Raw genomic sequence first — 25,966 nt, forward strand, 5'->3', positions numbered from 1 at the left:
AAAGCGCCTGTACTGACAGGTATCGTCTGTATCCGTGATCGAACTAAATGGCGTAGCCAAGACGTTCGACGGGGCGATACACGCATTGCAGGACGTCAGCTTTTCGGTTCCGACGGGGTCGGTTTGCGCCCTGCTCGGCCATAACGGCGCGGGCAAGTCGACCACGATCAAGATCCTGTCCACGTTGCTGCGGCCCACCTCTGGCCAGGCAATCGTGGCCGGGTACGACGTCGTCCAACAACCCGCACAGGTGCGCGAGAGCATCGGAATCACCGCCCAACTCACCGCGCTGGACTGGGATCTCACCGGCCGCGAGAACCTGGTGTTGTTCGCCCGCATGCGGGGAATGCGGCGCAAACATGCCCACCTGCGAGCCGACGCGTTGATCGAGCAATTCGACATGTCCCACGCCGCCGACCGCAAGGTGTCCACCTATTCGGGTGGCATGCGGCGCCGCATCGATATCGCCGTCGCACTGGTGGTCCCACCGAAGGTGCTTTTCCTCGACGAGCCCACCACCGGGTTGGACCCGCGCAGTCGCCGCGCGGTGTGGGACACGGTGTCGTCATTGTCGGACCAGGGCGTCACAGTGCTGCTCACGACGCAATATCTCGAGGAAGCCGACGTGCTCAGCGATTCGGTCGTCGTGATCAACGGCGGACGCGTGATCGCCAGCGGTACTGCCGAAGACCTCAAGCACCTGGTGGGATCAAGCTACTGCACCGTGAGTCCAGTGAACCCGGCCGACCTGTCCAGGATCCTGGCCGTGCTCGCCGATCTCGACGGAGCCGAAGCCGATCCCGAGGCGAACACGGTTTCCGTGTTGGCGCCCAATGGGGTTGCGACGCTTAGTGAGGTGTTTCGCCGGGTCGATCAACTCGGCGTCGAGCTGGCCGACATTGCGCTGCGCAAACCGTCCCTGGACGAGGCATTTCTGCACCTCACGGAGAGCATCACCACGTGAGCGCGCTCGCCGCTTTGACCGAGCGCGCGGCACGCGCCGGAGTGCGCGAAGACGTGCCGTTTGCCGTGCTGGCGCCCGCGGGTAACTTCCTCGTCTTCAACTTCATGCTGGGGAAGGTGATCGACACCGGGGGGATGAGCTACCCCCAGTACGTCCTGCCCGTCGTCATCGTTCAGGTGATGATGATCGGCGCCCTGACGAGCGTTGACCGGGCCGCCCGAGACGAGCGGGGCGAGTTCGGGGATCGGCTCCGCACGCTGCCGATATCCGCCGCGGTACCCGTGATGGCACGCATGTTGTATTGCCTGTTCCGCGGCGCCCTCGGCCTGCTGGCCGCGATCGCCGTCGGGTATGTGTTCGGCTTCCGGCTGTTCGGCGGGTTGGGCTACGCCGCCGCCTTCACCGCGCTCGTCCTGCTGTTGACACTGGCGCTGTCGCTCGCTGCCGACTCGGCGGGTGTGCTGTCCGCGGGGTCACAGAGTGGCATGGGCGGAGGGGGAGCGTTCAGTCAGTTCCTGCTGGTTCCGCAGATGCTGCTGGTCATGCTGTCCACCGGGATGGCGCCGGCCGACGCGTTCCCGGACTGGCTGCACCCGTTCGTCCGGAACCAGCCCATTTCGCAGGTCACGCAAACCCTGCGCGGGTTCGCCGCCGGCCATTTCGCCGTTGGCAACCTGTTGACCAGTTTGGCGTGGTGCCTTGGGCTGCTGCTGGTGTTCGGTGCTATTGCGGCGCGCGTACAGCGGCGGACGCAATGACCGCAGGGACCGTTGATGCGCCGCAGCGGAGCTCGCTGGCGGCCGAAACCATGGTGTTTGCCGGCTGGCTCCTCCTGCATTGGCGGCGCCAGTCATCCGTGGTGATTCAAAGCCTGTTGTTCCCCAGCTTCCTGCTTATTACCTACAAACTGCTGGTCGGCAAGTCGATACTGAGAATCACCGGCACGGACAGCCTCTACGGCCTGGTGCCGATGTGCGCCGTGGCCGGTGCGATGTACGGCGCGCTCGCGGCCGGCCGCAGCATCCCCCTCGAGCACGGCATCGGCCTGCTCAGTCGAATGTGGGTATTTCCCGTGCACCGGGCCAGCGCCCTGACGGGTCGGCTGCTCGCCGAGGCCGTCCGCACGCTGGCAAGTGCCGCCTTGGTCACGGCGGTCGGCGTCGGGCTGGGACTGCGATTCAAGGGCGGCTGGCTTGCCGTGATCCCGTTTCTGTTGGTCCCGGTGGTGGCCATTGTCGTCTTCTCGCTGGCGGTGATAGCGATCGCGGTGCGGTCCAAGACCGGAGCGGTGCTCGTCTGGCTGGGGGTGCCGGCCATCGGCTCGGTGTTCTCCAGCTCCGGTGTCGTCCCGGTGCCCTCGTCGGTGCGGACGGAGGTCCACCTGCAGCCGCTGTGGCCGACGATTGAGTCCATGCGGGCGCTCGCACAGGGTGCTCCCGCGTCGTGGCCGCTGCTGCTGACCCTGCTGTGGGCTCTCGGCCTTGCCGCAGTCCTCGGGCCACTGGCCGTCCGCAATTACCGCATCGCGGCCGAATCCGGCCCCTGATAGCGAATTCGCGCGCGAGGCTCAGAGCTCCTCGGTGGCGCCGGTCCGGGTGTTGACCACCGGCAATCCTTTCAGCGACGCCAGCCGCTGGTCACCGCGGAGATAATTCAGCCGGCCCTTGCTGTCCCTGGAGTCCGCGAATTTGGAGACCACGTAACCTTCCGCTGCGGTGAGGGGCTTGAGGCCATTGAGGTGGTGGCGCAGCTCGGATCGAACGAAAAAGGCGTTGTTACCGGCGCTGTTGCAGCCGATGAAGTCGTACCCCTTGGATTGCGCCAGGTCGCAGAGCGCGGGCAGCGAGGCGCCAAAGTAGAGATTGCTGAAGGGTCGGCCTCTGCTGAAGTTCGGATCGTAGGGGACCGTGATCGCTCGCTCGGCTCCGAACACGCTGTTGTACTCGAGGATGGCAATCGCAGGATCTACCGCCGTGACGGCGCGCCACACCCAGTAATCGTTGCCGTCGATGTCGATGTGCAGAAGTCCGATGTCGCCTTCAAACCCGTGCTCCAGCAGCAGTTGGTCGATGTTCTCGGCGGTCACGAAGGCGCATTTGCTCTGCAGATCGTGGCGCCAGGAAATTTCGTCGCGCTTGATGGCATGGATGTTTTGCTTCGAGCCATCCATGACCAGGCCGCGCCAGTTGTCGTTCACGAGCAGGAATCTGGTGTTGGCCTCGTGGTACCACTCCACCCCGAACTCGACAAACGACTCACTGATGCCAGCAAGGCGGTGGATGAGCCATTGGATGATGCCGTCGTCTCCGAACTGGCTGAACACCGAGAATTCCACGTCCGAGAGGCTGTCGATCGATTCGAGCTCCCGCACCCGCCAGGCCAACTGCCGGCCGATGAGAGTGCGCTGCTTGTCCTGAACGTCACTGCGGCGCGCGGCCCACATAGCAACCTTGCTAAGGAGACTCACATCTGTCCTACTCTGCTCACCGACGAGCGCTGCGCCGTCGGCGCCTCGTCGCGAAAGCTGTCATATCGAGGATGAAGATGACCTTCATCCGAACGCGAACTGGGACACCTTAGCTTGTCGTTCGGGGGGAACGGGTTGAGCGCCGATCCGTCGGTTGCGTGCTTCACGGGCGCGAGGCGAAGAGCCGGGCCACCGCGGCTTTGCCGGCGGGGTCGTCGGCGTGCACCACCGCGACGTCCCAATAGTGGTATCCGCGCTCCCGAAATGGCTTGTCCAGCACCACGGCCCGGGCTGGCACCTCGTCGATCGGCAGAAACTCGATCGGCTTGCCGAAGTTGTTCCAGATGCCTACATCCGAGTAGCCGGCGTCCCGGAGCTCTGTCCACACCGCGGCGGGGTCCGGCTTGCCGGCGTTGCGCGTCAGGTAGGGGTCGTACTCGAAAAACAGCACCGGGCGAGACTGTGCATACGCCCGCGCCAGCGGCGGGATCAGGGTCGTGTCATAGCCATCCGTGTCCGATTTGATGAGCCGGATGCGCGGCAAGTCCGGATAGCGGGACGGCAGCTCGGCCACGGCCAGCGCGACCGCCGCCCCGCCGGCGCCGTCCTTGGCAAAGTGAGTCGTGCCGCCGCTCCGGACCGCGCCAAGACCCGAGGCCTCGGCAACGTCGACGACCAGCAGGCCGAAGGCGATCACACAGCGGTGGTCCGACCCGACGTTGCGTTCGAGATACGGCAGGTACTCGGGGTCCGCTTCGACACAGAGCACGCGGGCGTCGACCTTGGTCAGGATCTGCGCCGCCGAGTCCCCGATATTCGCCCCGACGTCGATGACCCCGAGGGGCCTGTCGACCTCGCCAAGGCCGGCCGCCAGGGCCACGAGGTTCTGACCATAGGTGGGCCACAGCCTGGCGTTGCCCGGGAGCCGGTGCGACCACGGCATCGCCAGGTGCACACCCTGTACATTTCGCGTGACCGTGCGGCTGCCAAACGCCTTCCGAATCGTGCGGTAGGAGAATTCCTCTGCAAGGAAGCGCAGCGACGAGCGGAAGTCCAAAATTCTGCTTTCTGGGGCCACCCGCACATCCTATGGTTCCCAGTTCCGGCACAAAGATGAAAGGCCGAACCTTAACTCCCGGCATTGGGTCAGCGTGAATTGCTGCCTGACGCACCCTCGGCGGCGCAGCTACCAACTTGACATCAACCTGATTCAATCTCCAAGCGACCCAGAGCCACCTCTCGGCCGGTCTTGCTTGTGTGCGACGCCGAAGGTTCCGGACGTTCCCGTTGTTCCTCGCTTCGTACTTGCCGACATTGTGTGACGCGCTCAGCAGGGTTGGTTGGGAGCACGCGGCTGCGGCATTTCGGGCCAAGAGGGTGCGGATCCGACGCGCCTGCTGCTCGACCAGGGATGGGGATATTCGGGAACGCCATGCGCCGCGCAGTCGGGTGAATTCGCGAACCTCGTGCGGCTCCGAATCCGCGATCGAGTGCATCTGAAATGCGTGGCTGCCAATGATTTTCGCAACGTGCTCAACACGCCGCACGGGACCGACCCCGGCAGATTTACAACTTGGGCGGCCAAAGTTCTGTTCTTTGAGCGGTTCGTGGAGCCCCTCGAAAGTCACGCCGCGGCATTCGCGACGGGCCCGTTTGCATACAGCGCGGGATCCGGTGAATGTTTCGCAGACCCCGCAGGCCGCGCCGCCAATGAGCGGGCACCGTATTCCGCTCCCGTGCCCCGTACGCCGCGGCGGAGGTCCCCGCGCACCGGCCGCTTGCGAACAACAGAGACGCATATGGGCTGCACGGGGGCACTGGCATACTGTTCAACCATGAGTCGCCATTGCGTCCGGAGCGTTCTGTGACCAAGAAGCGTCTTTCGTTGGGCAAAATTCATGGCAAACGGGACCGGGGATGCGCGCCCGAATTTGGCGATGCGATGTGGCCTGTGCTGCAGCAGTCCGCCGGCTCGGCTGGGGCCGAACGGTCGTGAGCGTCGTCTTCGACCACATCGCGTTCGCGCGCAACTGAGAGGCGGGGATTTCTGCGGTGAAGTTTGTGCAGGCATGCTATGGAAGTCGCGGCGATGTCGAGCCCAGCGTGGCGGTCGGCGCCGAGCTAGTACGCAGAGGACACGACGTCCGCATGGCCGTCACCCCGGACCTCGCTGGCTTCGCCGAGGCGGCGGGTCTTGCGGTGACCCCTTTCGGACCCGATTTGCGGTCCTTCATCGACGCACAACGCCCCGCCTTGACGGAGAGCGCCTTCGGGAAAATCCCAAAGCTGATCAACTCAATTCGGCACAGCCGGACGCTACTTGCCGAAACATGGAGACAGACAAGCGCGACGCTGACGCCCCTCGTGGACGGGGCAGACCTGCTGATCACCCATCAGTATCTCGAAGAGTCGGCCATCAACATCGCGGAGTACTACGACATCCCGTTGGCCACGTTGCATATCAGCCCGAGGCGGGCCAACGGCCAGAACGTTCCGGCCCTGCTCTCGCCGATGATCCGGCCCGCGGCGGCGTTAACTGAATGGCAACAGTATTGGGGGTGGCTGAGAAAGCCCGACGCCGCGCAACGTCGTGAACTGGGTTTACCGAAAGCGACCAGCCCGTCCTGGCGACGAATCACCGAGCGCGGATCGCTGGAAATCCAGGCCTACGACGAGGTTTGCTTTCCGGGGCTGGCCGCCGAATGGGCGAAATGGGGTGGCCAACGGCCGTTTGTGGGCACGCTGACGCTGGCGTTGCAGACGGATGCCGACGATGAGGTCGCGTCCTGGGTTGCCGCGGGCACACCGCCGATTTCCTTTGGATTCGGCGGCACCCCCGTCCAATCTCCGGCCGACACGATCGCCATGATCGCCGCCGCCTGCGAGCGGTTAGGCGAGCGGGCGCTCGTTTGCGCCGCCGCATCCGACTTCAGCAACGTCCCGCAATTCGAGCACGTCAAGGTGGTGAGCGCGATGAATTTCGAAAGGATCTTCCCCACCTGCCGCGCGCTCGTCCACCAGGGCGGCTCCAGCACCACCCCGATTGGCCTACGCGCCGGCGTGCCCACATTGATCCTTTGGACGTGGCAGAGCCAGTCGCTCTGGGGAAACCAGCTGAGACGACTCAACGTGGGGACCTCCCGGTCTTTGGCAACCACGACCGAGGAGTCGTTGGTCGCGGACCTACGCCAAATTCTTGCTCCGGAGTACGCCGCTCGGGCCCGCGAGCTCTCCACGCGGATGACAAAACCGGCCGAAAGCGTTGCCACCGCCGCCGATCTACTGGAAAAGGCCGCCCACTCGGGCCGCATCGGCTGATCGGCCCATGCGGGCGATCGGGCCAGGGCGGGGGCAAATGTCGAGGCGACCTGAGCCGACCGCATAGGCGCTAGCGGTAATTCCAAACCCCCAGCAGATCTCCGGCAACAGCTTCGAATTGGGTAGACACGTTGCCGGTGAAATGATTCCGCCAATCGCCCGGGACGCCCTTGCGAAGATGAGCGGTCAGATCTTCCTGCCCTGGCTGACGGCCGCTGCGCTGCTCGAATCCATAAGACGCCAAGATCCCCGGCAGGTCCTGGTGCGGCACGCGAACATCGCAGTGCTGGAATAGCCTTTCGAAATGCGCCACCGATTCCGACCCGATAAGGTCCTCGTAACGCAACAACAGAACGCTTTCGTCGCGGATCTCGGTATCCACCCACGAGCGTTGGGCCGCGAACAAGCCGACCTTCTGCAGATATTCCAGGCTATACAGCAGGCCATCTTCCTCTGACAGACGATTGAGATCGTTACGGACGCGCTCGAGGTCGCCGATCAGCGGATGCGAGATCTTGGCGGAAAAGTACCAAGACACCAGAATGTCGCGAGGGTCGCGTGTGACGAAAAATGCCTTATAGCGCAACGGCTTTGGAATGCTGAAGAATCCCTCGTAGTCACAATACAGCGGGCTGGCAATGGTGCCGGCAGGGAAAGGCTTATCGAAACGACGCTCGGTTAGAGTTCGTTCATCGTTCCTGCCCGGGAGCCCGTCCTCGTAGCGGTGGATGTATAACCCGCAATGGCGATATATCCGCGGGTCGGAAAGGATAGCGAGCAGCCATTGACTGGCGGTCTTTTGAACGGTGCAGTGGTAGATGTTCTCGTTCAGCGATTGATGGACGACGGCCTCGCGGCGCAACCGTGTCTTTTGAAGCCAGCTCGCCGCCCATAGCCTCAGCCGGGGAACGATCGGCTCAGCCCTAGAGGACCGCAGCGCGTTCATGTCATCGAGCCTTTCGAGAAGTCGCGTCCCAGTGCGAATCGGTTGGAGCCTACCGTTGCCTTCACCGAACCTCTCCCGTGATCGCAATTTTTGCCGTAGCACGGCCGCCGCGGGCCCGGGTGAACGAAGCCAGTCGATTTGCCAGGGGGCGAAACAACGATGCTTTGCTACCTCGCCTCGTCGGCGTCCTGACCCAATGCCGGTCGCAGGACGATCTCATGTCCGGGACCCACTTCGTGTCGCGTGGCGAACGACGAGATGCCCCGCTGTCTCCGCGGCCCCTAAGCGGTCGCGAAGGAATGGCGCGCCGCCCGGTTGCGCACTCTTGGGTCGCCTACCGGCCGTACGTGAGCCCTGACATATTGTTCATTCATGGCTTGCCGTTGCGTCCCGAGCGCGTTGCGAAGAAGTGCGCGGCGGCGGTCCGCATCGTGAGTGGGGACCGTTCACGACTAGCGTTGGGCAACATCAATATCAAACGAGGTTGGGATTTGCCGCCCGAATATGTTGATGCGGCGTGGCGGACACGGCGGGAGTCGTCGGGCTCCGATTTCGCGTTAGCGGCCGGTGGGAAGGCCGAGCGCCGGTGAAAGTCGCCTTCGACCACCAGACCTTCTCGCTGCAGCGATATGGCGGCATTTCGCGCTATTTCTTCGAGCTCGCGAACCGGCTTCCCGCACATGGCGTGTCTGAGCTGTTCATCGTCGCACCGCTCTATATCAACAACTACCTGGCTGCCGATTCCGGGCGCGGCTTTACGCGCGGGCGGTATGTGCCGCCGTTTACGGCCGAAGGCCTTTCGGGTCTTGTCCCGGGCGTTCTCTCGCTGGCGAACCAACTTGCCGCACCATTGGCGTGGCGCGGAGCGAATCCTGACATCATTCACGAGACCTTCTTCGCCGACAATCCCGTCGGGAAGGCGCGACGGCGCGTCGTAACGGTCCACGACATGATCCACGAACTGTTCGCCAAAGAGACGTTGGGTGCCAGAAAGGTAAGCCGGGCCAAACGCGCAGCCGTCGAGCGCGCCGACCACGTGATCTGCGTTTCGGAAAACACCCGGCGCGACCTGGTGCGACTTCTCGGCATCGATCCCGCCCGGACGAGCGTTGTGCACCTCGGTTGTTCGCTGACCGCGCAGGCCGACCCGGTAGATGCCGGCGGCGGCGCGGGCAGGCCCACTTTGCTCTACGTGGGAAGCCGCACGGGTTACAAGAATTTCGCGACGCTGCTGCGGGCCTATGGCAGCTCTCCGGTGCTGCGGGAATTCGACCTGATTGCGTTCGGCGGCCACCCGGAACTGCCCGACGAGCGCAAAGAGATCGAGCGGCTGGGTATTGGCGAGCGGGTGCGCTTTGAGTCGGGGTCCGATGCGGAATTGGCCGCACGCTACCGGGCGGCCAGCGCATTCGTCTTTCCCTCGAAGTACGAGGGTTTCGGAATTCCTCCGCTGGAAGCCATGAGCCACGGCTGCCCGGTCGTATGCAGCAATGCGGGCTCGATTCCAGAAGTCGTCGGTGATGCCGGCGTCTATTTCGATGCGAATGACCCCGAGGAGTTACGCACCGCGCTGGAACGCGTCGCCACCAGTGAGGCGCTGCAGGCCGATCTGCGGGCCCGCGGATACGCGCGGATCAACGAGTTCTCCTGGGACAAGTGCGCCGCGGCCACGGCGCGCATCTATCGCGCGATCATCTGACCCCAGCTCAGAGTCGGTAACCGCGTCGACGGCTTGGCTGCGTGCCGCAGCCCGCGGCACATCCACGGTGGCGGGCGCCGGCGGCGGCCGATCAATGATTTATTGCTAGCCGCGAATCATCGGTAATTCCACACCCCGAGCAGATCCCCGGCAATATCTTCGAACCGCGCAGATATTTTGCTGTTGAAATGATTTTGCCAATCGCCGGCGACGCCCTTGCGAAGATGAGCGCTCTGGTCCTCCTGCCCTGGCCGCCGGCCGCTGGTTTGCTCGAATCCGTGACACTGCAAGACCCCGCGGAGTTCCTCATCGGGCACGCGAACATCGCAATGCTGGAATAACCTCTTGAAATGCGCCTCCGATTCTGACCCGATAAGGTCCTCGTAGCGCAACATCAGAACCGTTTCGTCTTTGGCGTCCGCATCCGCCCATGATCGTTGGGCAGGGAACAATCCGACCTCGTTGAGATATTCCAGGCTGTACAGCAGGCCGTCCTCTTCGGAAAGGCGATTGAGATCCTGCCGGACGCGGCCGAGATCGCCGATTAGTGGATGCGAGATCTTGGCGGAGAAGTACCACGATATCAGCACGTCGCGGGGGTCACGCGTGACGAAGAAGGCCTTGTGGTGCAAGGGTTTTGGAATACTGCAGAATCCCTCGTAGTCACAGTACAGCGGGCTGGCTATAGCGCCGACAGGGAATGGTTTGTCGAAACGACGTTCGATCAGCGTTCGCTCGTCATTCCGCCCGGGAAGGCCGTCCTCATAGCGGTGGGTGTACAAGCCGCAATAGCGATATATGCGTGGATCGGAAAGGATGCCTCGCACCCATTGACTGGCGGTCTTTTGAACCGTGCAGTGAAAGACGTTCTCGTTCAGGGATTGATAGACGACGGCAACACGGCGCAACTGTGTCTTTTTGAGCCAGGTCTCCGTCCATAGCCGCAGACGCGGAACGATCGGTTCCATCAACAGGGCCCGCTGGCCAACCGCAGCCCGGGGTACTCGTGGGCTCCAGAGAACCGCGGTGTTTTCATATCGTCGAACCTTTCAGCGCGCGTTGTTCACAGAGCGAACGGGGTGGAATTTCCTTTTCGAGCGTCATCCTATTCACGATCCGCTCACGCCGTATGTTTTTGTACAGGACCACCGATTTTTCCAACGCGGGTGCGAAGGAATGCCTTGGAAGCTCAAACGATTGGACGTCTTCGCCGCCCGTCAACCGGAGGCGAGGGCGCGGTCGGCCAGCGCCCCGATCGCCGGTGCCAGCAGTCGGGAGTATTCGAGGGTCAAATGATTCGAGTCAAGGTAGACCAGCAGGTTGCCGACGACGACCGGGCAGCGGGTGGTGGCGCAGAACAGGTCGGTGAGGTCGGAGTAATGCCCGCCGCCGGCCTTCGTGGCGGCGGCCTCGGCCGTGACGCCGGGCTGGTTGACGGCGACCGACCTGCGCGGTGAACAGGCCGTCGCGTCGTCGAGGTGCCCGGACAGGCAGATCGGCACCGATGTCACCAGATTCGGCGTCGGTCCGAGCACGAGCACCTGCGCACCGGTGTTGCGCAGCTGCCGCACGAGGCGAGTCAAGCCGTCGATCCAGGCCGGCCCGTAGGACACCACCCCCGTGCCGGCGTCGTAGGTGCGTGCGATGCTCAGCACGATCAGCCGCGGGTGGTTGGCCTGCAGCCGGGCGATGCTCTGAGTACGCCATTGCGCGCATTCCGTGTACTCCCGGTGCAGGATCGGGTGGATGATCGGCACGTCCAGCAATGGACACAAGCCCATGGAAAGCATTTCCAGCCGCCAGTGCCGCCGCTCGGCGATCTGCTTGAACGCCGGGCTGAACATCACGGCGTGCGAGTCGCCCACGACGGCCACCGTCGTCGGCGAGGCGACATCGCCCGTCGCGCATGGCGGCGGCGCGGCCGCGAAAAGCTGGAACCCGTTGCTTGCGCAAATCTCGCGGCCCATGGCCTTCGTTTCGGCTGCCACGTCCGACAGGGCCGGGGTGAGGTTCGACGGGACCGCTTTCAGCTCGGCGGATCCGGCGACCGCGGTTTGCACCTGGGCGAACGCGCCCTGTACCGCCGCGTCGTAGGCGTCAATGTTGTTGTCCGCCAGGGGAGTTCCCCACGTGACGGCCGGGGTCGGAGCCGGGGAACCGCGGCCGACCGGCGGCGGCATCGACACCAGCAGCGCCACACCCACACAGACCGCGACGGCGGTGGCCACACCGCCGAGCGCGAGACTGCGGGCGGGCGACCGGCGTAGCGCCGGGCGGAAGCGCAGCGGGTTCTCGACGAAGCGCAGGGTCAGCACGGCAAGGGCGCCGGAGATGGCCGCCGTCGCCAGCCTGGCGGGCAGCCCCAGCGGGTGACCGAACAACGGCGCCGCGAGCACCAGCAGCGGCCAGTGCCACAGGTACCAGGAGTACGAGACCCGCCCGATCGCCCGCATCGGCGGCAACCCCAGGATGTGGCCGCAGCCCTGCGCGGGGATGGCGCAGCCGGCGCCCAGCACCAGCGCCGCGCCCAGCACGGGCCACAGCGCGGCGGTACCCGGATACGGCGTGCTCGGGCCCAACCAGGCACAGGCCAGCAGGATCACCCCGAGACCCGCCCAGCCCGCGATCGCGGCGAGCGGTGTGGGTAGTCGGCGCCACTGGCTCGCGGTCAAGGCCACCAGACCGCCCACGGCTAACTGCCAGGCCCGGGTCGGCATCATGAAGAACGCGATGGGGGGCCACATCTGGGTCAGCGCAAGGGATGCCGCGAACGAGAGCGCCGCGACCAAGACAAGAATGACGACGTAGGGTCGCACCGACGCTGGGGCCTGCGCGCCGCGTCGCCGCCGCACCTGCCTGACAACCCAAGCCGTCGCGATGATCATCGCCGGCCACACGAAGTAGAACTGTTCCTCGACCCCCAACGACCAGTAGTGCTGGAACGGCGAAGGGGTGGCCCCCTGGTTGAAGTAATCGGCGTTCTGCAGCACGAACCACATGTTGCCGACATACAACGCGCAGGCGATGCCGTCGTAAATCACGTCCCGCAACTGCAAGGGGGACAACAGCGCCGTCGACGCGACCAAGGTGACGACGCCGACCGCCGCGGAGGCCGGGAGGAGCCGACGGGCTCGCGCCCCGTAGAAGCTGCGCAGCCGGACGGTGCCGGTGGTGCTTGTCTCGCGCCACAACAGCCCGGTGATCAAAAAGCCCGAGATGACGAAAAACACATCCACGCCGATGAACCCGCCGCCCACCCCGGGCACCCCGGCGTGGAACAGCACGACGGCCAGCACCGCGACGGCGCGCAAGCCCTCGATGTCGGGGCGAAATCCCGATTTTGCCGAGGACCGACCCGCCACCCCTTCGGTGGTGCTGATGCTGTCGGCCTGGCGCACTGTCACCTACCCGTCAAGAGGCGCGATTTTCCGAGGAATTATCACACAGCCGTTCAACAGGCTGGCCGTTTTGCCCGTCCTGCCGTCGCCGGGGTTATCTCCGCACCGCGTTTGCGTGCGCGCGATACCACGCCACCGTTGCCTCGATGCCGGCCCGCAGCGGGATTTCGGGCCGCCATCCCGCCGACCGCAACACCGACACGTCGAGCAGCTTGCGTGGTGTTCCGTCCGGTTTGCTTGCGTCCCAACGGGTTTCGCCGGTGTAGCCCACCGCTGCGGCGACCATCTCGGCGATTTCTGCGATGGTGTGGTCGATGCCGGTGCCCACGTTGACGTGATTGGGGCCGTCGAAGTTTTCCAACAGGAATAGGCACGCGCTCGCCAGATCGTCGACATGCAGGAGCTCACGCCGTGGAGTTCCGGTGCCCCAGTTCGTCACCGTCGGCGTTCCGCTGGCTTTTGCCTCCTCGTATCGGCGGATGAGCGCGGGCACCAGATGCGAACCCTCGGCGGAAAAGTTGTCCTCCGGCCCGTACAGGTTGGTGGGCATCGCAGAGATCCACGCCAGGCCGTATTGCCGCCGGACCGCCTGGACCTGCAGGATGCCGGCGATCTTGGCGATCGCGTAGGCGTCGTTGGTCGGCTCCAGCGGGCCGGTCAGCAGCGCGCCCTCCTCGATGGGCTGGGGCGCGAATTTCGGGTAGATGCACGAGGAACCGAGGAACAGCAGGCGCGGCACCCGGGCGGCGACGGCGGCATCAAGCAGGTTGACCTGGATCCGCAGGTTTTCGGACAGGAAATCGACGGGGTAGGTGTCGTTGGCCATGATGCCGCCGACCCGCGCGGCGGCGTCGATGATGACCTGAGGCCGTGCGTCCATCACGAAATCGAATGTCGCGGCCCGGTCCGTCAGATCGAGTTCATTGTGTGACCGCACAACAAGATTGGTGAATCCCTCCGCCGCGAGCCTGCGAACCAGCGCGGACCCGGCCAGCCCTCGATGTCCGGCGACATACACCGGCGCGCCGCGGTCAAGGACGCCAAGTGACGCTTCCATCGTGTGGCTCAGCTCCAACCGGGCAGCATCGGCTTGTCGATCCACGGTGTGCCATCGCACTCGAGCGCGGCCATGTCGGCGTCGACCATGATCCGCGCGAGTTCGGCGGTGTGCACGCACGCCTTCCAACCGAGCGATTGGGCGGCCTTGGAGGCGTCGCCGATGAGTGCGTCCACCTCCGTGGGCCGTAGATAGCGCTCGTCGAATTTCACATACTTCTGCCAGTCGAGGCCGACATGGTCGAAGGCGGTCTGGGCGAACTCGCGCACGGTGTAACCACGCCCCGTCGCCAACACGTAGTCCTCGGGCTCGGGCGCCTGCAGCATCCGCCACATCCCCTCGACATACTCGGGCGCATAGCCCCAGTCGCGGACGGCGTCGAGATTGCCCATGAAAAGCTCGGACTGCACCCCCGCCTTGATGCGTGCCACGGCCCGGGTGATCTTTCGGGTCACGAAAGTCTCGCCGCGCCGCGGTGATTCGTGATTGAACAAGATTCCGTTGACCGCGAACAGGTCGTACGCCTCGCGGTAGTTGCGCGTCGCCCAATATGAGTAGACCTTCGCCGCGCCATAGGGGGAGCGCGGGTAAAACGGTGTCTGCTCGTTCTGCGGGGGCGGCGTCGCGCCGTACATCTCCGACGAGGACGCCTGATAAAAGCGGCAGCCGATCTTTGACAGCCGGACGGCTTCAAGCAGCCGGATCGATCCCATGCCGGTGGTATCACCGGTGTGCACGGGTTCGTCGAAGCTCACCCGGACGTGCGACTGCGCCGCGAGGTTGTACACCTCGTCGGGATCGATGGTGCTCAGCAGGGTGACCAAACGGGTCCCGTCGGTGAGGTCGCCGTAATGCAAAAACAACCGCGCGTCCGTTTGGTGGGGATCGACATAGAGGTGATCGATGCGCGAGGTATTGAACGTCGAGGCTCGACGGATGAGGCCGTGGACTTCGTAACCCTTGCTCAGAAGCAGTTCGGCAAGATAGGAGCCGTCCTGCCCGGTGATCCCGGCTATCAGCGCTCGCTTCACTGAATTCCCACTTCCACAGATGAATTGCTCGGTCGTATCACTCTGCCACAACGGCGAGCAAGGGCATCACGTAAACGCGTGGTCAGCTGGCGAAATGCGCCTGATTGATGTGCGCGGCCACCCGCAGAGCGTTGGCCGCGACCGTCAAACTGGGATTCAAGCCGGCGCTGGACGGAAAGAACGACGCATCCACCACGTAGAGGTTGTCGACTTCGTGCGCCCGGTTGTGCGGATCGAGCACGCTGGTCTTGGGATCGTCGCCGAAGCGGCACGTGCCGCAGACATGGCCCAGGGTGGAGTTGTTCGCGCCGGTGCGCAGTGTGAGCGTGCGAAACGGCTTCAGCACCTCTTTTATCTGGCGGATGAACATCCCGCGGCGTTCGACCTCGTTGGCGTGCAAACGATATTGCAGCCGCACCCGTTGGCGGTTGTCCGCGGCGGGATTCTCACTGGGCAGCACGCGGTTGTCCAGGTACGGCAGGTCTTCCAACATCGGGGCCAGCACCAGCCCACCGTTGAAGAAGCGATCGTAGATCGGCCGCACCGCTGGGCTGATCATGCGCAGCACCTTCGACTGCCAGCCAGGCTGATTGGTGAACATGTCCATCGATGCCAAATTCGCCATGGCGCCGGCCGACTGCAAGGTGCCGTATTTCTGCCCGTCCCAGAAATAGAAGTCGTTGAGCCCGATTTCCTTGTTTTCCGACGTGATCTGGCAGCCGGGTTCTGTCCAGAGTTCGATCCAGTCCATCAGATGACGCATCAGGTTGCGTCCCACCAGGTCGGAGCCGTTGGCCAGGCCGCGCGGCCACTGCCCGGAGCGGGAGTTGAGCAACAGCACCGGGGTGGCCAGTGCACCGGCGGCCAGCACCACCACCTTGGCTTTGAGAGCCAGCATGTCGGAGTGCCGCTGGGCGATCACCTGATGGACGTGGGTGCTGTCGGCCTCGAGGCGCAGCACCCGGCATTCGTCGAGCAGTCGGGCGCCGTGTTCGGTCACGGCGGGCAGCACGCCGTTGCGGCCGGCGTCGTTCTTACACGACCGCGCACAAAGATGGGCCTGGCAGGTGGGACATCCGTCGGTGTAATCACAGGCCATCGGCAGGTGATAGGGGTGCAGTCCGCGCCTGGTCAGGTGGTCGACCAGCGGCTGGTTATCGGCCGAAAACGGCGGCGCGGCAGGCAGATTGACGTGGGCGGCCTCCGGGCGCAGCGGATCGGGTGCGCCGCGCACCCCCAGCCGTTTTTCGGCCTCGGCGTACCACGGGCTCATCTCGTCGTACGTCACCGGCCAGGCCTCGGGCACGGTGGAATCGCCGGGGTTGCGGAAGTTTTGGCGGGGGGTGAAATCCTGGACGAAGAATCGTTCGCACACCATGCCGTACAGGGCCGAGGAGCCGCCGGTGCCGGCGCCGATGTACGGCACAAACCGCTTCGGGACGCGACCGCTGATGTCTTCGATCTCGTCGGTGCTGCGTCCGGCGCGGGCCAAGGCATCGAAGTAGGTTTCTGCCGAACGGGCCGCCAGCGGTTCGGCGAGTTCGGGAATCGCTGAGCGAATCGTTCCCGGTGTGCCGGGCAGCGTCGAGCGGCCCTTTTCGACGAACAGCACCCGCCGGCCCGCGCGGGCCAGCGAGTAGCCCAGCATCCCGCCGCCCATGCCGGTGCCCACGACGATCACGTCCCACAGCACACGTTCGGCCTCGCGCGGACTCAGATCGCCGTCAGCCAAATCGAGTTCCTCACTCTCGGTGTAGCGGATCGTGCATGACTCGGAGCTAGGAGGGCCGAACGGACTTCGATTTGGCCTTGCGCGCTTGATATGCCACATACGGCATCCGCCGCACCACGGTCCACGCCGCTTGCCGGGCTTCCTTTTGGCTCAGGGTCATCCGGATTCGGCCAAGTACTTGGAGGGCCGATAGCCCGAAGTGCTTCGGCAGCCGCTTTTTGAATTCCTTGTCCACCACCTGCTGGCCGAACCCGTCGACGTCGTTCCAGTGGGCCACGACGATGTCCATGAACCGGATCGCCAGCGCCGGATTGGAGAAGCAGCGGATGTTGAAGTCCCAGTCGGCGCACACCGGGTAGCGCAGGTTGTAGGGTCCGATGCCGGCGAAGAGCTCGCGGCGGTAAAAGATCGACTGATGGCACATGCAGGCCCCGAAGAGCAGCCGGTCAAGGTCGAACTCGCCGCCGAAGGCTGACCCGCTGGAGAGCCTGATCACCTCGCCGTAGACCAGATCGCTGGGCTGATGTGCGTCGATGAAGTCGCGCACGCGGGCCAGGGTGTCCGCCTCGTACAGGGTGTCGTCGGCGCCGAGGAAGAGCAACCACGCCCCGGTGGCCATGGTGACACCGTGGTTCATGGCGTCGTAGATCCCTTGATCGGGGCCGCTGTGGATCACCAGTCGCGCGCCGAGGGTCGAGGCGTAGCTGTTCGCGATGTCCAGCGTGTTGTCCGTCGAGGCGCCGTCGACGATCACCACCTCGAAGTCGCTGCAGCTCTGCTTGACGATGCTGTCCAGGCAAGCGTGCAGGGTCGCCGCCACGTTGAAGGTGGGGATGATGATCGAAAACATTGGTGTGGACATGGCGCGCCTCACGTTAGCAACAGCAGAAAAGTCCGCACGCCGATTCGTCAAACAACGACGCTGGCTCGAACGCTCGGGGCCCCCGCGGCCCGGGTGTTAGCATCCCGTCCGTGTCTGGACCCGCGACCCCGGTGCGGATCGGCATCTTGGGGGCCGCCCGCATCACGCCGACGGTGCTCATCAAGCCGGCGCGGGGAAACGACGAGGTTGTGGTGGCCGGGGTGGCCGCGCGCGACGTGTCGCGCGCGCGATCCTTCGCCGCCAAACACGGCATCGCCCGGGTGCACGACAGCTACCACGCGCTGCTCGACGATCCGCAGATCGACGCGATCTACATTCCGCTGCCGCCCGCGCTGCACGGCAGGTGGATGCGCGCCGCGTTGGACGCCGGCAAGCACGTGCTGTGCGAAAAGCCGTTCACCGCCAATGCCGCCGAGGCCCGCGAGATCGCCGAACTGGCGGCGAAGTCGGACCGGGTGGTGATGGAGGCCTTCCATTACCGCTATCACCCGTGTGCGGCGCGCATCGAGGAGATCATCGCCTCGGGCGAGCTGGGCACGATCGAGCGGGTGGAGGGGCACTGGTGCTTTTGGATGCCGAAGTTCTCCACCAACCGCTACAACTACGGCATGGCCGGCGGTGCGTTGATGGACCTGGGCTGTTACGCGGTCGACATGGTGCGCAGGTACGGCGGTTCCACCCCGGAAGTCGTTTCGGCGCAGGCCAAATTGCACGGCCCCGAGGTCGACCGGGTGATGACGGCCCAGTTGCGGTTTGCCGGCGGGCCCACCGGCCGGATCCACTGCTCGATGTGGTCGACGGATCCACCGCGCCTGACCGTCAAGGTGGTTGGCGACCGCGGCGAGCTGCGGCTCCATCCGCTGCTGCCGTTCCAGCGGTTCTCGGTCCGAACGGCCAAGGGAAGGCGGGTGGAAAACTTCACGTTGCGTCCCACCTATGCGTTTCAACTCGACGCTTTCGCCGCGGCCGTGCTGCGCGGTGAACCGGTGAAGACGACACCGGACGAAGCGGTCGAGAACATGACGGTCATCGACGCGATGTATCGCGCCGCCGGCCTCTCGCTCCGCGAGCCGGCGTGAGCCCCCATGGCTCAGACTGGCTCCTCGACAGCCAACACAGCCTCACCGCGGCACACCTGGCACCTCGAGTCGCTGCTGTCGCACCAGTCACAGAATCGTGCTATTGGTATGGTCCGAGCTTTCGGAATCGGACCTCAAACTTAATTTGACGCGCGTAGCGTACGGCCTAATCACTCGTTGTCTCATCGGGGGTTGGAACCCATATGTCTTCCTACGTGATCGCCACTTCGGACGCCCTGGCCTCCGCGTCCTCGGATCTGGCCGGACTCCAGGAGACGATTAGCGCGGCCTATCGCTCCGCGGCACCGTCGACGACGTCGCTGTTAGCCGCGGCCCAGGACGAGGTCTCGGCGGCGATCGCGAAGCTCTTCGGCAACTATGGCGCGGAATTTCAGGCGCTGAGCTCGGCGGTCGGCCAGTTCCACAGTTCGTTCGCGCAGGCCCTGGGGGCGAGCGGGGGCATGTATGCCGCCGCCGAGGTGGCCAACTCGGCGGCCTTCAGCCCGGGGAACATTTTGGCTCGGCTGGAGCTCATCTTGAATCCCGCCGACTGGACCTATGTCGGCACGTGGTTGTCGCCCTGGTTGAGGTTCACCGGGCGTGCGCTGCTGGGCAACGGCGCTAACGGCGCCAACGGCGCGGCCGGGACCGGCGCGAATGGTGGTAACGGGGTCAGCGGCGGGCGGCTCTGGGGCAACGGCGGCAACGGCGGCAACGGCGGGTCCGGCGCGAACGGCGTATCGGGCGTCAACGGCGGCAACGGCCAAAACGGCGGCAACGGCGGCGCCGGTGGCCTCGGCGGAAAGTTCTTCAGCCACAGCGGCAATGGCGGTCAGGGCGCCGACGGCGGCACCGGCGTTGACAACGGCAACGGCGGCAACGGCGGCAACGGCGGGATGGCCTTTGGGTCTGGGGTGGCCGGCAATGCGGGTAACGGCGGTGACGCCACCGGCAACGGTAACGGCGGTAACGGCGGTAACGGCGGTGTCTCCCAACCGCATGGCGGCAATGGCGGTAACGGCGGCGACGCCGCCGGCCTTGGTAACGGCGGTAACGGCGGCAACGGCGGCGCCGCGCTCGTCTCGAACAGTTCCAAAGCGACCAACCCCGTCGGCGGGATCGGCGGGAACGGCGGAGACGGCACCTCGGGTGGCGCCGGCGGAACCGGTGGTGCGGCCATCACACACGGAACGGGAGCGGTCACGGCCGGCGCGGGTGGTGCGGGCGGCGACGCCAGCACCGGGATCGGCGGGACCGGCGGGACCGGTGGTGAAGCCATCACGTATGGCAAGGGAGCGGCCACGGCCGGCGTGGGTGGCGTGGGTGGCGCCGCCAGCAGCGGCATCGGCGGGACCGGCGGCGCCGGCGGCGTCCTCATCGTCGATTCCAGCCACTCCGCGATCAACGCCGTCGGTGGCGCCGGCGGAGCGGGCGGCGCCGCGACCGGCGCCACCGGCACCGGGGGGCTGGGCGGCGCCGGCGGAGAGGTGATCAACAAAGGAACCGGCACCACCACCGGCGGTACCGCCGGGGCTGGCGGTTCCGGCTTCAACGGCGGCGGTGGCGGCGCCGGTGGTACTGCGGTGGGTTACGGAAGCGGAAGCGTCACCAGTGGTGCCGGCGGAGACGGAAGCGACGGCAGCGGCGGCTCCGGCGGTGCCGGCGGTGCCGGGGGTCTGGCCACCACGGCCGGAACGGGATCCGTCACGGCCGGCGCGGGCGGCAACGGCGGCGACGGCGCCAACGTTGCCGGGGGCGCCGGCGGCGCTGGTGGGGCCGGTGGCACCGCGGTTATCTATAACACTTCGTCTTCGGCAACCGCCACCGCCGGCGTGGGCGGGACCGGCGGGAACGGCGTCTTCGCTGGTGCCGGTGGGGCTGGTGGCTTGGCCACCACCGAGGGAACCGGATCCGTGGTGGCCGGCGCGGGCGGCGGGGGCGGTTCCGCCAGCGGCGCCGTCGGCGGCGCCGGTGGTGCCGGCGGCGCCGGAATCATCTACAGCAGCAACTCTTCTGGCACCGCCACCGCCGGCGTTGGTGGGACCGGCGGGAACGGCGTCTTCGGTGGCATCGGTGGGGCCGGCGGTCTAGCCGCCACCTACGGAACGGGCACCGTTGCGGCGGGGGCGGGCGGAAACGGCGGCACCGCCAGCAACGGCGTCGGCGGCGCCGGTGGTGCCGGTGGCGTCGGGGTTATCTACAGCGATTCCTCGTCGGTCGCCGCCGTCGGCGGCGTTGGCGGCAACGGCGGTAATGGAAACTTCGGCGGCGCCGGGGGTAACGGTGGGGGAGCCACCACCTACGGAACGGGGACCCCCATCGCCGGCGCGGGCGGCGCCGGTGGCACCGCCGGTATCGGCATCGGTGGCGCCGGTGGGGCCGGTGGCACCGCGGTCATCAACTCGACCCACTCCTCGGCCAACGTCGTCGGCGGCGCCGGCGGGGCGGGCGGCGCCGCGACCGGCGCCGCGAGCACCGGCGGGGCGGGCGGCGTCGGCGGTGCGGCGAGCTCCGTCGGGAGCGGTAACGCTACCGGCGGCGCTGGTGGCCTCGGCGGCAACGGCTTCAACGGTGGCAGTGGCGGCGCCGGCGGCAGTGCGGTGAGCGCCGCGACCTTCGGAAACGCCATCGGTGGCGCCGGGGGTGCCGGTGGGAACGGCGCGGGCGGCCCCTCCGGTGGTGCCGGTGGTTCCGGTGGTGTCGGTGGCACCGCGGTCATCTCAAGCAGCTTGAACCCGGCCACCGCCACCGGCGGCAATGGCGGGAACGGCGGTAACGGCGGGAGCGGCAACCCCGGTGGTGCCGGTGGCGCCGGTGGTGGCGCCACCACGGCCGGAACCGGAACCGTCGCGGGCGGGATGGGTGGCGCCGGCGGCAATGCCACCAACGGTGTCGGTGGCGCCGGCGGAGCCGGTGGCTTCGGCGTGATTACGTCGAGCGTCTCCACCGGCGACGCCATCGGCGGCAATGGCGGGATCGGCGGTGATGGCACGACCGGCGGCGTCGGTGGGGCCGGCGGTGGAGTCACCACGGCCGGAACGGGAATGGTCACCGCCGGCTCGGGCGGGACCGGCGGCGCCGCCAGTATGGGCAATGGCGGGGCAGGTGGCGTGGGCGGCAGCATTTCAATCACCTCTAGCTTCTCCACGGTGAGCGCCGTCGGCGGTACCGGCGGGGCGGGCGGCGCCTCGAGTGGCGCCGCCGGCACGGGCGGTACCGGTGGTGTCGGCGGTTCGGTGACCGATGCCGGGACCGGGGATATCACCGGCGGTACCGGTGGCGCCGGCGGCAAGGGCTTTAACGGCGGCAATGGCGGCGCTGGCGGCGGTGCGGTGAGCAACGGAATCGGAAACGCCACCGGTGGTGACGGTGGGGACGGATCCAGCGGCAGCGGCGGCGCGGGGGGCGCGGGTGGCGCCGGCGGCGGCGGCAGTATCCAGAACACTTCCTCGCCGGCCAACGCCACCGGAGGCGATGGTGGCGACGGAGGGGCCGGCACCCCCGTCGGCGCCGGCGGACCCGGCGGTTTGGGCGCCACCAAGGGATCCGGAACCGCCACTCCCGGCAACCCCGGCAACCCCGGGTAACGGCGGCGCCGCCTAAACGAAGCCACCGGGCAAGACGCCGGCGTCGATGCTGCGCCGGGTCACGTGGGGAAGTGCGCCTGGTTGACGTGCGAGGCCACCCGCAGGGCATTGGCCGCCACGGTCAAACTGGGGTTCAGGCCGGCGCTGGACGGGAAGAACGAGGTGTCCACCACGTACAGGTTGGCGACCTCGTGCGCCCGGTTTTGGGGGTCCAGCACGCTGGTTTTGGGATCGGCGCCAAAGCGGCAGGTGCCACAGACGTGACCCAGGTTCGTGTTGTCTTTGCCGCTGCCCAGGCTGAGCGTGCGAAACGGCTGCAACAGCTCCTTCAGCTGCCGCACGAACGTTGCGCGGCGCTCGAGCTCGCTGGGGTGTAACCGATACTGCATTCGCAGCCGCTGGCGGGCATCCGCGCTGGGTCGATTCGACGGCAGGATGCGGTTGTCCAGGTACGGCAGGTCTTCCATGATCGCGGCCAGCACCAGCCCGCCGGTGACGAACCGCCGATAGATCCGGCGCGCGGCGGGGCCCAGCACGCGCATCGCCCCACCTCGCCAGCCTGGGCGGTTGGCCAGCCACTCGATGGGCGGTATCTCGCCGAATGACTGCACGGTGCCGTATTTCTGCCCCTCGTAGAAGTAGAAGTCGTTGAGCCCGATTTCCTTGTTGGCCGCCGTGATCTTGTGCTTGGGGTCTGGCCAGACCTCGATCGGCTCGAGCAGATGGCGCATCAAGTTGCGGCCCACCCAGTCGGAGCCGTTGGCCAATCCGGCCGGCCAGTCACCCGACCGGGAGTTGAGCAACAACAGCGGCGTCGCTAACGCGCCGGCGGCCAGCACCACCACCTTGGCCTGCAGCGCCAGCGTCCCGGAGTGATGCTGGGCGATCACCTGCTGCACGTGGGTGCGGTCCGCCTGCAGACGCACGACCCGGCACTCGGTCAGCAGCTGGGCGCCGTGCTCGGCAACGGCCGGCAACACGCCGTTGCGGGCGGCGTCGTTCTTGCACGGCCGGGGGCACAGATAGGCCTGGCAGGTGGCACACCCCTCGGCGTACTCGCAGGCCATCGGCAGGTGGTAGGGATGCAGCCCGCGACCGGTCAGATAGTCGACCAACGGTTGGTTATCCGTCGAGAACGGCGGCGCCGCGGGCAGGCCGACCGCGGCGGCCTCGGGGCGCAGGGGATCGGGCTGACCACGAACCCCGAGCAGCTTTTCGGCCTCGGCGTACCACGGGCTCAGCTGGTCGTAGGTGATCGGCCAGGCCTCCGGCACCGTGGAATCCCCGGGGTCGCGGAAGTTTTGTCGGGGGGTGAAATCCTGAGCGAAGAACCGCTCGCACACCATGCCGTACAGGGCCGAGGATCCGCCGGTGCCGCTGCCGATGGTCGGCACGAACCGCTTCGAGAAGCGTCGGCTGATGTCTTCGATCTCGTCGGTGCTGCGGCCGGCGCGGGCCAACGCGTCGTAGAACGTTGCCGCGGAACGGTACGCCCGCGGTTCGGCCAGCTCGGGCATGGCCGCGCGAATGGTTCCCGCGGTCCCGGGCAGGGTCGAGCGGCCCTTTTCGACGAACAGCACCCGGCGGCCGGAGCGGGCCAGCGAGTAGCCCAGCATCCCGCCGCCCATGCCGCTGCCCACGACGATCACGTCCCACAGCACGCGTTCGGCCTCGCGCGCGCTCAGATCGCCGTCAGCCAATCGTGCTCCTCAGCGGTCGACTCTGTGCACCGATGCATGGCGGGCCCCGCGTCCAACCGGGTTGCCCCTCGCGATCCAACCACCTCGATCGGGTGCCTGTCCGAACTTTTGGATTCCAGGTCGGCGGTGCGGGCATTCGATTAAACTGCCGATCGGATTAGCGGGGGCGGGAGGCCGCCGCTTTCGCTCGTCGAACGCATACGGGGAACTGAAGGGCTGGGTTCCGCGATGCCACATCTGCACTTTCGCGGGACACCACATCGACGGCGTCCCGGCTCATCGGCGGGAGCACCGGCACGCGAGATAGGAGCATTGTGACCGCGACCGATCGCGACGCCCGATCCGAGTACCTCGAGCGGACCCGCCGCGAACTCACCCGATACGGGATGCGCGAGCGCATGCCCGCCGATTGGTCCCTGCGGCGCCGACTGCTGGTGAAAACCTACAGCACCGTCGCCCCGCTGTTCATGCGCAAGAACCCGTTCGGTCAGCGCAAGCGCGACTTCGGCCTGGACTGGCCCGCGGAAGCCGAGACGATGATCGGGATGCAGCGGCTCACCAGCCTGCAGCATTGCGTCGAGACGGCACTGGCCGAGGAGATCCCCGGCGATTTGGTCGAATGCGGAGTGTGGCGCGGCGGTGCGGCCATCCTGATGCGCGCCGTCCTGGCGGCCTATGAGGATGAGACGCGGCGCGTGTGGTTGGCCGATTCGTTCGCGGGCCTGCCCCTGCCGGACACCCCGAACGACAGCGCCGGGCTGCGCGCCCGACTGAATCGATGGCTGATGCCCGAGATCTACACGGGCATCCTGGCGGTGCCGGAAGCCGAAGTGCGGGCGAATTTCCAGCGCTACGGGTTGCTCGACGACCAGGTCCGCTTTCTTCCCGGCTGGTTCAAGGACACGCTGCCCACCGCCCCGATCGAGCGCATCGCCGTGTTGCGGCTCGATGGCGACCTCTACGAATCAACGATGGAAGCGCTCGACGCGCTGTACCCGCGGCTGTCCCCCGGGGGGTTCTGCATCATCGACGACTACGTGCTGCAGGGGTGCCGCGCGGCCGTCCTCGCGTACCGCGAGAAACACGGCATCTCCGCGGAGATCGTCGACATCGACGGTTGCGGCGCATTCTGGCGCAAGTGACGCAAGGGTCGATCAGCGGCGCGCCGGCTTAGCCGGCTTAGGCGACTTGGGCAGGGCGATCTCGGGCGGCAGCGCCCTGTCGGTGAGCCAGCTGTCGACGGTGCGCACGAACAGGTCCGGGAAGCGCGCCGGCCAGTCATGGGGCATGCCGGCCGCGACCCGGTCGACCCCGTTGGGCATCTGCTGCGCAAGCGCCGCGGCCCAGCGGCGCACGAACGGCATCTCCTTGGCGCCGGCCAGGAACAGGGTGGGCGTATCGGCTTTGTCGAGTTCCTCGGGAAGCGTGAACCCCGCGGACGCCATGGTGACGTCGACGAGCTGCTCGGTGGTGTTGAGGCGGACGTCCTCGCGGTAGTCGTCGAGATGCTCCGCGGGAACCACGGCCTGCCAGGCGGTCCGATAGCGGCGCACCATCCGGCGATACAGCGAATTGCGGGCGGGCAGCGCCAACAGCCGCGGCGTCAGATGCGCCAGCGGCACCCGGTTGAGGATGGTCCCGCACAGCACCGCGCGTTCGACGAGCTTCGGTTCGGTCGCGAGCAGCTGCGCCCCCACCTGGGCGCCGAGTGAAAAGCCCACCACGTGCGCGCGGCCGGTGTCGGTGCGGGAGCGGATGAGTTCGGCGACCGCGGTGGCGGCCCGGCCCATCTCGAATGGCCCCTGCTCGAAGCTCTTGCCGTAGTGCGGCAGATCGGGGACCAGACAGCGGTATTGCGGCATCCGCTCGACCACCGGGTCCCAGTACCAGCCGCTGGTAAACGCGCCGTGCAGGAAGACGATCGTGGGTGCCCCCACCGGACCGGATTCGCGCACGAACAGGTCCATGGAGGCGACCTTAGCAGCGGTCCTCGCCGCGGTGGCCCGGTCCGAATCAATTCGCCCGAAGTCGCATGGCGGTCCGGGTGCCCGCCCGAACTTGCGGATTCCGGGCCGGTGGTACGGGGCGTTGGATTAGACTCCTGA

General features: G+C 66.5%; 20 protein-coding genes and 1 pseudogene. 10 read left to right on the top strand and 11 right to left on the bottom strand.

Annotated elements, in window-relative coordinates:
• Nucleotides 1-34 precede the first annotated feature (34 nt).
• From G6N66_RS11280 to G6N66_RS28805, 3 genes are read left to right on the top strand one after another with little or no spacing between them, the layout of a single operon-like run.
• Nucleotides 35-964, top strand: coding sequence for an ATP-binding cassette domain-containing protein (locus G6N66_RS11280; RefSeq protein WP_085235263.1), 930 nt, complete (start codon nt 35-37; stop codon nt 962-964).
• Nucleotides 961-1,722, top strand: coding sequence for an ABC transporter permease (locus G6N66_RS28800; protein ID WP_169721536.1), 762 nt, complete (start codon nt 961-963; stop codon nt 1,720-1,722). The genes G6N66_RS11280 and G6N66_RS28800 overlap by 4 nt, the downstream gene beginning before the upstream one ends.
• The gene (locus G6N66_RS28805) at nt 1,719-2,510 is read left to right on the top strand and encodes an ABC transporter permease (protein WP_169721537.1); all 792 of its coding nucleotides are present in this window, start codon (nt 1,719-1,721) and stop codon (nt 2,508-2,510) included. The genes G6N66_RS28800 and G6N66_RS28805 overlap by 4 nt, the downstream gene beginning before the upstream one ends.
• Nucleotides 2,511-2,531: 21 nt before the next feature.
• Here the strand turns inward: G6N66_RS28805 and G6N66_RS11290 are convergent, their stop codons facing one another.
• Together G6N66_RS11290 and G6N66_RS11295 are read right to left on the bottom strand one after the other, a co-directional pair.
• Nucleotides 2,532-3,407, bottom strand: a complete 876-nt coding sequence (locus G6N66_RS11290) for a hypothetical protein (protein ID WP_232079274.1) — start codon at nt 3,405-3,407, stop codon at nt 2,532-2,534.
• A gap of 187 nt (nt 3,408-3,594) precedes the next feature.
• Nucleotides 3,595-4,509, bottom strand: a complete 915-nt coding sequence (locus G6N66_RS11295) for an FkbM family methyltransferase (protein ID WP_139825430.1) — start codon at nt 4,507-4,509, stop codon at nt 3,595-3,597.
• Nucleotides 4,510-5,211: 702 nt separating this feature from the next.
• Between G6N66_RS11295 and G6N66_RS30380 the strand changes: the two are divergent.
• Nucleotides 5,212-5,427: pseudogene (locus G6N66_RS30380) on the top strand (GDP-mannose 4,6-dehydratase); the annotation flags it as partial.
• 56 nt (nt 5,428-5,483) lie between these two features.
• Nucleotides 5,484-6,749, top strand: coding sequence for a glycosyltransferase (locus G6N66_RS11305; protein WP_085235267.1), 1,266 nt, complete (start codon nt 5,484-5,486; stop codon nt 6,747-6,749).
• Nucleotides 6,750-6,819: 70 nt separating this feature from the next.
• Here G6N66_RS11305 and G6N66_RS11310 read toward each other — a convergent pair whose 3' ends face one another.
• On the bottom strand, nt 6,820-7,695 hold the full coding sequence (locus G6N66_RS11310) for a sulfotransferase domain-containing protein (protein WP_085235268.1): 876 nt from the start codon (nt 7,693-7,695) through the stop codon (nt 6,820-6,822).
• Between the two features lie 299 nt (nt 7,696-7,994).
• Between G6N66_RS11310 and G6N66_RS30385 the strand changes: the two genes are divergently transcribed.
• Nucleotides 7,995-8,285, top strand: a complete 291-nt coding sequence (locus G6N66_RS30385; RefSeq protein ID WP_372515775.1) for a GDP-mannose 4,6-dehydratase — start codon at nt 7,995-7,997, stop codon at nt 8,283-8,285.
• Nucleotides 8,282-9,394 (top strand): glycosyltransferase family 4 protein, encoded by a 1,113-nt coding sequence (locus G6N66_RS11315; protein ID WP_085235269.1) that lies wholly within the window; start codon nt 8,282-8,284, stop codon nt 9,392-9,394. Before G6N66_RS30385 ends, G6N66_RS11315 begins: the two co-directional genes overlap by 4 nt.
• Before the next feature lie 116 nt (nt 9,395-9,510).
• Here G6N66_RS11315 and G6N66_RS11320 read toward each other — a convergent pair whose 3' ends face one another.
• The 6 genes from G6N66_RS11320 to G6N66_RS11345 all read right to left on the bottom strand — a co-directional run bounded on the left by G6N66_RS11320 (nt 9,511) and on the right by G6N66_RS11345 (nt 17,474).
• Nucleotides 9,511-10,362 carry a sulfotransferase domain-containing protein gene (locus G6N66_RS11320; RefSeq protein ID WP_085235270.1) on the bottom strand — a complete coding sequence of 284 codons (852 nt, stop codon included), beginning with the start codon at nt 10,360-10,362 and terminating at the stop codon, nt 9,511-9,513.
• Between the two features lie 249 nt (nt 10,363-10,611).
• Nucleotides 10,612-12,798, bottom strand: a complete 2,187-nt coding sequence (locus G6N66_RS11325) for an acyltransferase family protein (RefSeq protein WP_085235271.1) — start codon at nt 12,796-12,798, stop codon at nt 10,612-10,614.
• Between the two features lie 88 nt (nt 12,799-12,886).
• On the bottom strand, nt 12,887-13,849 hold the full coding sequence (locus G6N66_RS11330; RefSeq protein WP_085235295.1) for a GDP-L-fucose synthase family protein: 963 nt from the start codon (nt 13,847-13,849) through the stop codon (nt 12,887-12,889).
• 8 nt (nt 13,850-13,857) lie between these two features.
• Complete coding sequence (gmd, locus tag G6N66_RS11335; RefSeq protein ID WP_085235272.1) at nt 13,858-14,880, bottom strand: GDP-mannose 4,6-dehydratase; 1,023 nt, start codon at nt 14,878-14,880, stop codon at nt 13,858-13,860.
• A gap of 82 nt (nt 14,881-14,962) precedes the next feature.
• Nucleotides 14,963-16,612 (bottom strand): GMC oxidoreductase, encoded by a 1,650-nt coding sequence (locus G6N66_RS11340; RefSeq protein ID WP_085235273.1) that lies wholly within the window; start codon nt 16,610-16,612, stop codon nt 14,963-14,965.
• 46 nt (nt 16,613-16,658) lie between these two features.
• Nucleotides 16,659-17,474 carry a glycosyltransferase family 2 protein gene (locus tag G6N66_RS11345; protein ID WP_085235274.1) on the bottom strand — a complete coding sequence of 272 codons (816 nt, stop codon included), beginning with the start codon at nt 17,472-17,474 and terminating at the stop codon, nt 16,659-16,661.
• A gap of 110 nt (nt 17,475-17,584) precedes the next feature.
• On the opposite strand from G6N66_RS11345, the gene G6N66_RS11350 reads away from it, so the two are divergent.
• Nucleotides 17,585-18,574 (top strand): Gfo/Idh/MocA family protein, encoded by a 990-nt coding sequence (locus G6N66_RS11350; RefSeq protein ID WP_085235275.1) that lies wholly within the window; start codon nt 17,585-17,587, stop codon nt 18,572-18,574.
• Nucleotides 18,575-18,777: 203 nt separating this feature from the next.
• Nucleotides 18,778-22,161 carry a PE family protein gene (locus tag G6N66_RS30030; protein ID WP_085235276.1) on the top strand — a complete coding sequence of 1,128 codons (3,384 nt, stop codon included), beginning with the start codon at nt 18,778-18,780 and terminating at the stop codon, nt 22,159-22,161.
• A gap of 59 nt (nt 22,162-22,220) precedes the next feature.
• On the opposite strand, the gene G6N66_RS11360 is transcribed toward G6N66_RS30030, so the two are convergent.
• On the bottom strand, nt 22,221-23,861 hold the full coding sequence (locus G6N66_RS11360) for a GMC oxidoreductase (RefSeq protein WP_085235277.1): 1,641 nt from the start codon (nt 23,859-23,861) through the stop codon (nt 22,221-22,223).
• Between the two features lie 314 nt (nt 23,862-24,175).
• Here G6N66_RS11360 and G6N66_RS11365 point away from each other — a divergent pair, with 314 nt between their 5' ends.
• A complete protein-coding gene (locus G6N66_RS11365) occupies nt 24,176-25,003 on the top strand; it encodes a TylF/MycF/NovP-related O-methyltransferase (protein ID WP_085235278.1) in 828 nt (275 codons plus the stop codon).
• A gap of 12 nt (nt 25,004-25,015) precedes the next feature.
• Here G6N66_RS11365 and G6N66_RS11370 read toward each other — a convergent pair whose 3' ends face one another.
• A complete protein-coding gene (locus G6N66_RS11370) occupies nt 25,016-25,828 on the bottom strand; it encodes an alpha/beta fold hydrolase (RefSeq protein WP_085235279.1) in 813 nt (270 codons plus the stop codon).
• Between the last annotated feature and the right edge of the window lie 138 nt (nt 25,829-25,966).

The sequence above is a fragment of the Mycobacterium conspicuum genome (assembly GCF_010730195.1).
Taxonomy (GTDB): Bacteria; Actinomycetota; Actinomycetes; order Mycobacteriales; family Mycobacteriaceae; genus Mycobacterium; species Mycobacterium conspicuum.

Bases quoted from the DNA above. Each gene is read 5' to 3' on its own strand.
- G6N66_RS11310 (WP_085235268.1), bottom strand. From the start codon at position 7,695: ATGAACGCGCTGCGGTCCTCTAGGGCTGAGCCGATCGTTCCCCGGCTG.
- G6N66_RS30385 (WP_372515775.1), top strand. From the start codon at position 7,995: ATGGCGCGCCGCCCGGTTGCGCACTCTTGGGTCGCCTACCGGCCGTAC.
- G6N66_RS11330 (WP_085235295.1), bottom strand. From the start codon at position 13,849: ATGGAAGCGTCACTTGGCGTCCTTGACCGCGGCGCGCCGGTGTATGTC.
- G6N66_RS11370 (WP_085235279.1), bottom strand. From the start codon at position 25,828: ATGGACCTGTTCGTGCGCGAATCCGGTCCGGTGGGGGCACCCACGATC.
- G6N66_RS30030 (WP_085235276.1), top strand. From the start codon at position 18,778: ATGTCTTCCTACGTGATCGCCACTTCGGACGCCCTGGCCTCCGCGTCC.
- G6N66_RS11290 (WP_232079274.1), bottom strand. From the start codon at position 3,407: ATGTGGGCCGCGCGCCGCAGTGACGTTCAGGACAAGCAGCGCACTCTC.
- G6N66_RS11345 (WP_085235274.1), bottom strand. From the start codon at position 17,474: ATGTCCACACCAATGTTTTCGATCATCATCCCCACCTTCAACGTGGCG.
- G6N66_RS28805 (WP_169721537.1), top strand. From the start codon at position 1,719: ATGACCGCAGGGACCGTTGATGCGCCGCAGCGGAGCTCGCTGGCGGCC.
- G6N66_RS11320 (WP_085235270.1), bottom strand. From the start codon at position 10,362: ATGGAACCGATCGTTCCGCGTCTGCGGCTATGGACGGAGACCTGGCTC.